This window comes from Neobacillus drentensis, from assembly GCF_036966985.1.
In the GTDB taxonomy this organism is placed as follows: domain Bacteria; phylum Bacillota; class Bacilli; order Bacillales; family Cytobacillaceae; genus Neobacillus; species Neobacillus drentensis_E.
In genome coordinates, this window is sequence record NZ_JBALSN010000368.1 from 6,459 (window position 1) to 13,724 (window position 7,266).

Sequence of the window (7,266 nt, forward strand, 5' to 3'; positions counted from 1 at the left end):
TAGGAAGACAGTACCTCGAAAATGTTAAATGTTAAATGCTAATTTCTAATATTGCTACTATCATAACATCAAATTCTTTGGTATAGGCAAATATGGTTAGCTAATTCTAGCGGCAATGGAGAGGTGTGGATTTTATGAAGAAAGGGACAAGAATACAAAAAATGAAATGGGCCACATCGAGAGGTTCCTTTCAATGTGACCAACTTAAGATATTATTTGAACTGAGGTTTTGAATTAACTATTACTGCCCAAGCTGTTTTATTTGATCAAGGATGTTGCTGATTTCTTGGACGCTTTGAAAAATTTCTGTGTTTTTAAGGATAGAAGGGTCGAGTAATCCATTCTGGATATTTTTTAAATATAGATCTATGCCAGCTGTTAATTTGTTGTTTTGGTCAACAAGTTGCTGATGTAAATCGGCTGCTATTTCTGGTGCTTGGAGTTTATTGAATGTATTGATTTCTTGTTTCATTTCCTGAAGCATCTTTTTTAGTTCTGCTGTGGCCTGCTGGTCGCTTACGGCTTGTTGCGCAATAGATGGAGCATCATTTGCAAAAGCTGTCGCTTTATTTAGATAGTCCGTTGCATCATTCACATACGAGAGAGTATCTTTCGCATCATTTAGCAAGGAACAACCACTCAGGAGAAATACAATTGCCGCGGCTAAAACTAATACCTTCTTTTTCATGTAGAAACCTCCGTTTTATTAGACTTTGTGAAGGAAAATATGCTGATTAAGGATCCGAACGTGATGTTAATTGAATCTACGTCCATGAAAAATCCTATCATTATCATATGGATAAAAATTTGTTTCGTTGCTAATGCATAAGCAGTTCTGTAGGGTAATATCAATAAAAATAGTAGGAACTTTGTTTAGTTAGAAATTCCACTTGCTTCCTGAAGCATCCCCTAAACCATTCTTTCTAAAAGTATAAAATTCTAAACGGTGTCAGGCACCATTGTTGATATTTTCATAATGTTTTTAGGGAAAAGTCCTTAATAGTAAGCACCCGAGAGTCTCGTCTCACGTAGGATATTTTTGAGAGAAACGGGGAGGTTTTACTATGTATCCGTACACGAATTATTACGATGCTTTATATAGACAAAATAATAAATTGATTAGAGAAGTTGAAAAAGCGATCACTGGTGAGTACAATGCCATCCATTGTTATAGCAAATTAGCAAAATTAGCTTCCAATGAGAAGGAGAAAAGTCAAATCCTTGAAATTCGCCAAGATGAAATAAAGCACCATAAACAATTCGAACAGATTTATACTCAGCTGACTGGGCGAAAGCCACAACAACCAAAGCTCAGCGAGGAATGTCCTGATGTTTACCTAGAGGGATTAGAGTTTTCCTTACAAGATGAGCAAATAACAGTAGATTTTTACCTGGAAGTCGCTGATGGTGCTACAGATCCATCCATAAAAGAAGCATTTCGAAGAGCGGCCGCCGATGAGCAAAATCATGCAGTCTGGTTTTTATACTTTTATTCTAAAAATAAGTAAACTTGGATGGTAACGGGCAAAAGTTCACCCTTGTCTCTAAAGGCAAGGGTGTTTTTATTTGTGTTTATCAGTGGTCATTAATCCCCGCCGCTGTCTCCACCGGAATCTCCTCCAGAATTCCCGCCGGAATCGGTATTGCCATTACCATCAGAGTTGTCTGTATCATTCTGATAATCCTTTACATAATCATTGCTATCAGATCCTTTTGGTCCTTTTCCAATACTCGGAAAGATAAAAAAGGCAGCGATTATAGCTAAGGTTCCAAAGAACTCCTGCACACCGAAGATAAGATAAATCCCATAGACAAGAAGTAATCCACCCAACAGCCATTGAATTATTCTTACCGCGTTCAGAGACATCCACCCCCAATTAAAAAGTAAGAAAAATAAAGCCATACAAAATAAATATTACATTCTAGGTCTTTTTATACATCTTTTTGAGAGTCCTTACAGTTAAGTTACTTTTGGAAGAGCTTTGTTGATAGTTATGGTTAGGATATCAGGTTGCAATCGGTTTAAGCAAAGTTCTACCCTATAAACCAAAGGAGGCGTATGATGCCCGTTCAAGCAAAAAAACAGTGTGAACGGTAACCATAAGAGGCGTATGGTGCCCTTTCAGTCAAAAAAGCAGTGTGAATGGTAACTATAGAAGGCGTATGATGCCCATTCAGTCAAAAAAACAGTGTGAACGGTAACCATAGGAAGTGTATGGTGCACGCTCAATTTTAAAAACAGAGTTATAGGAGCTTTTGTATTCTTTAATGCCATTGTGGACCAGTTATATGCCAACCTAAGCCACCGGTGGGATTTATAAATTCCTACCTTCTTAGTCTCACCTTAATATTTTCCCAATGGGCCAGAAAAATGAAGAATAAGATACCTAATGCTGCAGCAAAGCTTATCCAATCATAATACATGATTAATAGGAAAGGTGGAATTAAAAGGAATGCCCCTAGGCCTGAAAAGGTGAAACTCTTAGTAAAGGGATAAAGGACAAGAAATACTCCGGCTATCACGAAAACAAGAAGCGGTTCAAACATGATGATCCCGCCAATAAAGGTTGAGATCCCTTTTCCACCCTTAAAGTTCAACGTAATTGGTTTCAAATGTCCTAAAATGGCCAAGCCTAAACCAACAAGTTGAATCTGGGCAGAAAATCCAAAATAGCGAGCGATCAATATAACGAGAACCCCTTTTAGAGCATCCCCTAGAAATATCAACACAAACGCCTTTTTCCCATGTAGGCGGCCGGCATTCCTAGCCCCGACATTTCCACTCCCTTCCCGACGGATATCCGTATGAAATAATGCTTTCGAAATGAGAAATCCAAACATTACGCTTCCAATCAAGTAGGATAATATAAAATACAACAAAAACATCTGTATCACCCCCTATTACAATTTTAGTGTCAGGCACCACAGTTTAATCCGATCGAAAAATTTATAGAATGAATTTACTTTTTTAAAATATCGTTAATGAGTAAATGGATCTCCCAACTTTCAAGTGATCCCTTCTAGAACTTCTGTTACATAGTAGTTCTACTTTCTTCAGTGTAAAAGAATCTTCGAGAAAAGGTGGCCATAATTACAGGGAAAATGGAACCGTAGTTTAAGTAAATAATGGTTATCATAATATTATCCTATTTTAAAGGTACAATATTAATTATAAATTTATTATAAAAAACGTTCTTGCCTACATTCCTAAGCGATGATATTATCAATTTATAAAAATCTAAACGTTTACATTTTCAATAAAGATAGAAAACCTCTCTAAACTCTTTAAAAGCAGAGAATTGTATCAAGAAATCTAAACGTTTACATTTAGGATTTTATATTTTAGGAGTTTACATATTATGGAGTACAAACCAACGATTGAGGATGTAGCTAAGCTTGCAAATGTTTCAATAGCAACGGTATCCAGGGTAATAAACAACCAAGGTGGAGTTCGGAAGGTAACTGAAGACCGAATTGTAAACGCTATCAGCGAACTTGGTTATATCCGTAGTGCTGTGGCGAGGAGCATGAAAAGAAAGGAAACAAACACCATTGGTATTATTGTGCCTGATATTACTAACCCGTTTTTTCCTCACGTAGTTGCTGGAATCGAACAGAAGGCGAGAGAAAAAGGATATTATACAATTCTTAGCAGTACTAACGAATCCCCAATTATTGAAGAAGAGATTGTGAAAATCTTTATTGAAAGAGGGGTAGATGGAGTCATTATAACAACTGCAAATGAAACAGGGGACCATATCAAGTTGTTACAGGATCAAGGAATCCCAATTGTTGCGGTTGATCGGGCAATTAAGAATTTTGAAGTGGATACGGTTTTGGTTGATAACATCAATGGAGCCTATCAGGCTGTTCGCCAATTAATTTTACAGGGACATGAAAACATTGCGATTATTTGCGGTCCACAAAACACAACGCCAGGTCGGGAACGCTACCTTGGTTATAAGAAAGCGCTCGAGGAATACAATATTCCCTTTGACCCCAGTTTGGTTTATCAGGGTGATTTTATGGAAAACAGTGGCTATAAGGGTGCGTTGCAATTGTTTTATTTAAAAAATAGACCTACTGCGATATTTTCATCGAATAACCAGATGACGATTGGCTGCGTTAAAGCACTAACCGAACTGGATTGGAAGTTGGGGGAGGAAGTCTCCTTTATCGGCTTTGATGATGTTGAGATAGCCACCTTCATCAAACCAAAACTATCTGTTGTTTCACGTCCGATGACGACAATTGGTGAAATTGCCTTTCAATTGGTGTACGAACGTATTCATTTTAAAGAAAACCTTCCTAAAAGGGAGTATTTATTAAAACCAGAATTAAAAATTCGAGAGTCATGTCATAAAATCTAAACGTTTACATTTATCAGTTTTAGGAGGAAGGAAAGTATGAAAAAAGGCGGTATTTTAAATCCGAAAATTAATCAATTAATCTCTGAAACTGGTCACACTGACTACATCGTGGTGACAGATGCTGGTTTACCGATTCCTGAAAATGTGACCCATCGGATTGATTTAGCTTTGAAAGAAGGCCTGCCAGGTTTTTTAGAAACTCTTGATACGGTATTAACCGAGCTAGAGGTGGAAAAAGTCATTTTAGCAGAAGAAGTTAAAACGGTTAGTCCTGGGATGCATGACCAAATCGTTAGCAGATTCCCAAATCTTCCGATTGAATATGTTCCGCATGTGGAATTTAAGCAGCAAACAAAACAGGCAAGAGGATTAATTCGTACAGGTGAGTTTACCGGATATGCGAATGTCATCTTAGTCGCTGGTGTCGTTTATTAATAATTTGACCTCATTCAAAGGGGGAGTGGCAAGTGAGTACAGCATTGCTGGAAATGAAAGATATATCGAAGGAATTTCCTGGAGTGAAGGCACTTGATAATGTATCTATCCGCGTAAACCAGTCCGAAGTTCTTGCCTTGCTTGGTGAAAATGGTGCTGGGAAATCTACTTTAATGAAGGTGCTAGCGGGTGTTCATCAGCCAAACAATGGGAAAATCTACATAAATGGAAATCAAGTAACAATCGAAGGGCCTAAGCATTCACAAAGCCTTGGAATTAGTATCATTTATCAAGAATTTAACCTTATCCCGCATATGAGTGTTGCTGAAAATATATTTATCGGGCGGGAGCCGCGTAAAGCAAAAGGTATCTTAGATCGCAAACAAATTAAGCAGGAAACAAGGAAATGGCTGGATCGAGTTGGTTTGACTAAGATCTCTCCTGACACATTAATCGCAGATTTATCAGTTGCCGAGCAACAGTTGGTTGAAATTGCAAAAACGCTGTCGTTTAATTCGAAAATTATCATTATGGATGAGCCGACGGCAGCTTTAAATGATGAAGAAACAAATAAGCTCTTAACCATTATGAAAGAGTTGAAGCAACAGGGAATGGGTGTCATTTTTATTACCCACCGGTTGGAAGAGGTACTAGTAGTTGCCGATTCAATTGCAGTTTTAAGGGATGGAAAGTATATTGGAAGTGCTTTGGTGAAGGATGTTACAAAGGATGATATGGTGACAATGATGGTTGGACGTGAGTTGACGGAACTATTTCCAGAAAAAAGTAAACCATCTAAGCAACTTTGCCTGGAAGTGAAAGATGTTTCGGTGCCAGGTATCCTTGAAGGCATTAATTTTACCGTAAAAAAAGGTGAAATCCTCGGTATTGCAGGTTTAATGGGGTCCGGCAAAACGGAGCTTTCGAAGGCGATTTTCGGGATGTATAGGAATATGACCGGGTATGTGAAGGTTGATTCGAAACTTGTAAACAGCCCTAGAGGTGCGATTGATGCAGGAATTGCCTTAGTTACAGATGATCGAAAGCAGGAAGGTCTTGTTCTTGGTTTATCAGTCTATGAAAACTTACTGTTACCCACTTATCGGAAAATTTTCAGATTTGGTATTCAGCAAAAACGCAAGAAGGACGAGATTGTCAACCGATGGGTAAACGATTTAAAAATAAAGGTCCATGATCCAAATGTTGAGGTAAGAACCCTGAGCGGAGGTAACCAGCAGAAAGTGGTTCTTGGAAAATGGCTCCAAATGAATCCAAAGGTGCTCATTTTGAATGAACCCACAAGGGGTATTGATGTGGGCGCAAAGGCAGAAATCTATCAAATTATGAAAAGGCTTACAGAGGATGGTATTTCGATTATTATGATATCATCCGAAATGCCGGAATTGCTTGGGTTAAGTAACCGCATCATGGTAATGAATAAAGGTCGAATTACCGCTGATCTAAGCCAAAATGAAGCGACGCAGGAAAAAATCTTTTATTACGCATCCGGGGGTGTAATGAATGCCTAGTACAACATCAGTTCAAAAGCAAATGGAGAAGAAGGCGGAGTTCAATTGGCTTTCCCTCATTGAAAAATACCGTGTATTACTAATTTTTATCGTGTTATGTGTGATTGCAGGATTTCTGTCCGATGTCTTTTTTTCGATGAGTAACGTCATGAATGTGCTCCGACAGGTTTCTATTATTGCGATTATCGCTAGTGGAATGACTCTTGTTATTTTACTTGCTGGAATTGACCTTTCCGTTGGTGCTGTTATGGCTTTTTCGGGTGCGATTTTAGCTGGTGCTTTAACCGCTGGCTGGCCGCTCCCACTTGCATTACTGGCCGCTCTTGGAGTTGGTCTATTATTTGGTCTTTGTAATGGTTTTTTTGTAGCAAGATTTGGAATTCCTTCTTTTATTGTCACACTGGCAATTATGGTTATCGCACGCGGAATGACCCTTGTTTATACAAAGGGATATCCGCTAGTTGTTAGTAATGAAGCTTACCGTTTTATTGGAAGCGGACGAATTTTTGGTATCCCAGTCCCAATCATTCTCATGTTTGTCATCTTTGGAATTATGTATTGGATGTTAAAATACACCAGCTTTGGCCGTTACATTTATGCCATCGGTGGTAATGAAGAAACGGCGATTCTGGCAGGGATTAACGTTAAGGCTATTAAAATCGCTGTCTTCGGAATTGCTGGTTTGCTTTCAGCCATATCCGCTATTATTTACACCTCAAGATTAATGTCAGCACAGCCAACTGCGGGAAATGGAATTGAGTTAGATGCTATCGCAGCAGTTATTATTGGTGGGACAAGTTTGGCAGGAGGAAAAGGAGCAGTTACCGGAACGCTGATTGGTGCTTTGATTATGGGCGTTCTTGATAATATTTTGAATTTGATGAACGTGTCTCCATTCTACCAAAGTATTGCTAAAGGTCTCGTTATATTAG

Annotated in this window: 8 protein-coding genes; 5 read left to right on the forward strand and 3 right to left on the reverse strand. The window is 38.5% G+C overall.

What is annotated here, in order from left to right; translation table 11 throughout:
* Positions 1-241: 241 nt before the first annotated feature.
* Positions 242-688, reverse strand: a complete 447-nt coding sequence (locus V7659_RS22205; protein WP_335542337.1) for a DUF6376 family protein — start codon at positions 686-688, stop codon at positions 242-244.
* 376 nt (positions 689-1,064) lie between these two features.
* Between V7659_RS22205 and V7659_RS22210 the strand changes: the two genes are divergently transcribed.
* On the forward strand, positions 1,065-1,508 hold the full coding sequence (locus tag V7659_RS22210; RefSeq protein ID WP_335542340.1) for a ferritin-like domain-containing protein: 444 nt from the start codon (positions 1,065-1,067) through the stop codon (positions 1,506-1,508).
* Between the two features lie 77 nt (positions 1,509-1,585).
* Here V7659_RS22210 and V7659_RS22215 read toward each other — a convergent pair whose 3' ends face one another.
* Positions 1,586-1,867 (reverse strand): hypothetical protein, encoded by a 282-nt coding sequence (locus V7659_RS22215; RefSeq protein ID WP_335542341.1) that lies wholly within the window; start codon positions 1,865-1,867, stop codon positions 1,586-1,588.
* Between the two features lie 458 nt (positions 1,868-2,325).
* Positions 2,326-2,886 carry a glycerol-3-phosphate acyltransferase gene (locus V7659_RS22220; RefSeq protein ID WP_335542343.1) on the reverse strand — a complete coding sequence of 187 codons (561 nt, stop codon included), beginning with the start codon at positions 2,884-2,886 and terminating at the stop codon, positions 2,326-2,328.
* A gap of 473 nt (positions 2,887-3,359) precedes the next feature.
* Here V7659_RS22220 and V7659_RS22225 point away from each other — a divergent pair, with 473 nt between their 5' ends.
* The 4 genes from V7659_RS22225 to V7659_RS22240 all read left to right on the forward strand — a co-directional run.
* Positions 3,360-4,370 (forward strand): LacI family DNA-binding transcriptional regulator, encoded by a 1,011-nt coding sequence (locus V7659_RS22225; RefSeq protein ID WP_335542345.1) that lies wholly within the window; start codon positions 3,360-3,362, stop codon positions 4,368-4,370.
* 36 nt (positions 4,371-4,406) lie between these two features.
* Positions 4,407-4,805: a D-ribose pyranase gene (gene rbsD, locus V7659_RS22230; RefSeq protein WP_144550574.1), complete on the forward strand. Its 399-nt coding sequence runs from the start codon at positions 4,407-4,409 to the stop codon at positions 4,803-4,805.
* Between the two features lie 32 nt (positions 4,806-4,837).
* Entirely contained in the window at positions 4,838-6,334 is a 1,497-nt protein-coding gene (locus V7659_RS22235; RefSeq protein WP_335542347.1) for a sugar ABC transporter ATP-binding protein, read from the forward strand.
* Positions 6,327-7,266, forward strand: a 940-nt coding sequence (locus V7659_RS22240) for an ABC transporter permease (RefSeq protein ID WP_335542349.1), incomplete at its 3' end; no start/stop codon positions are given. The genes V7659_RS22235 and V7659_RS22240, both read left to right, overlap by 8 nt.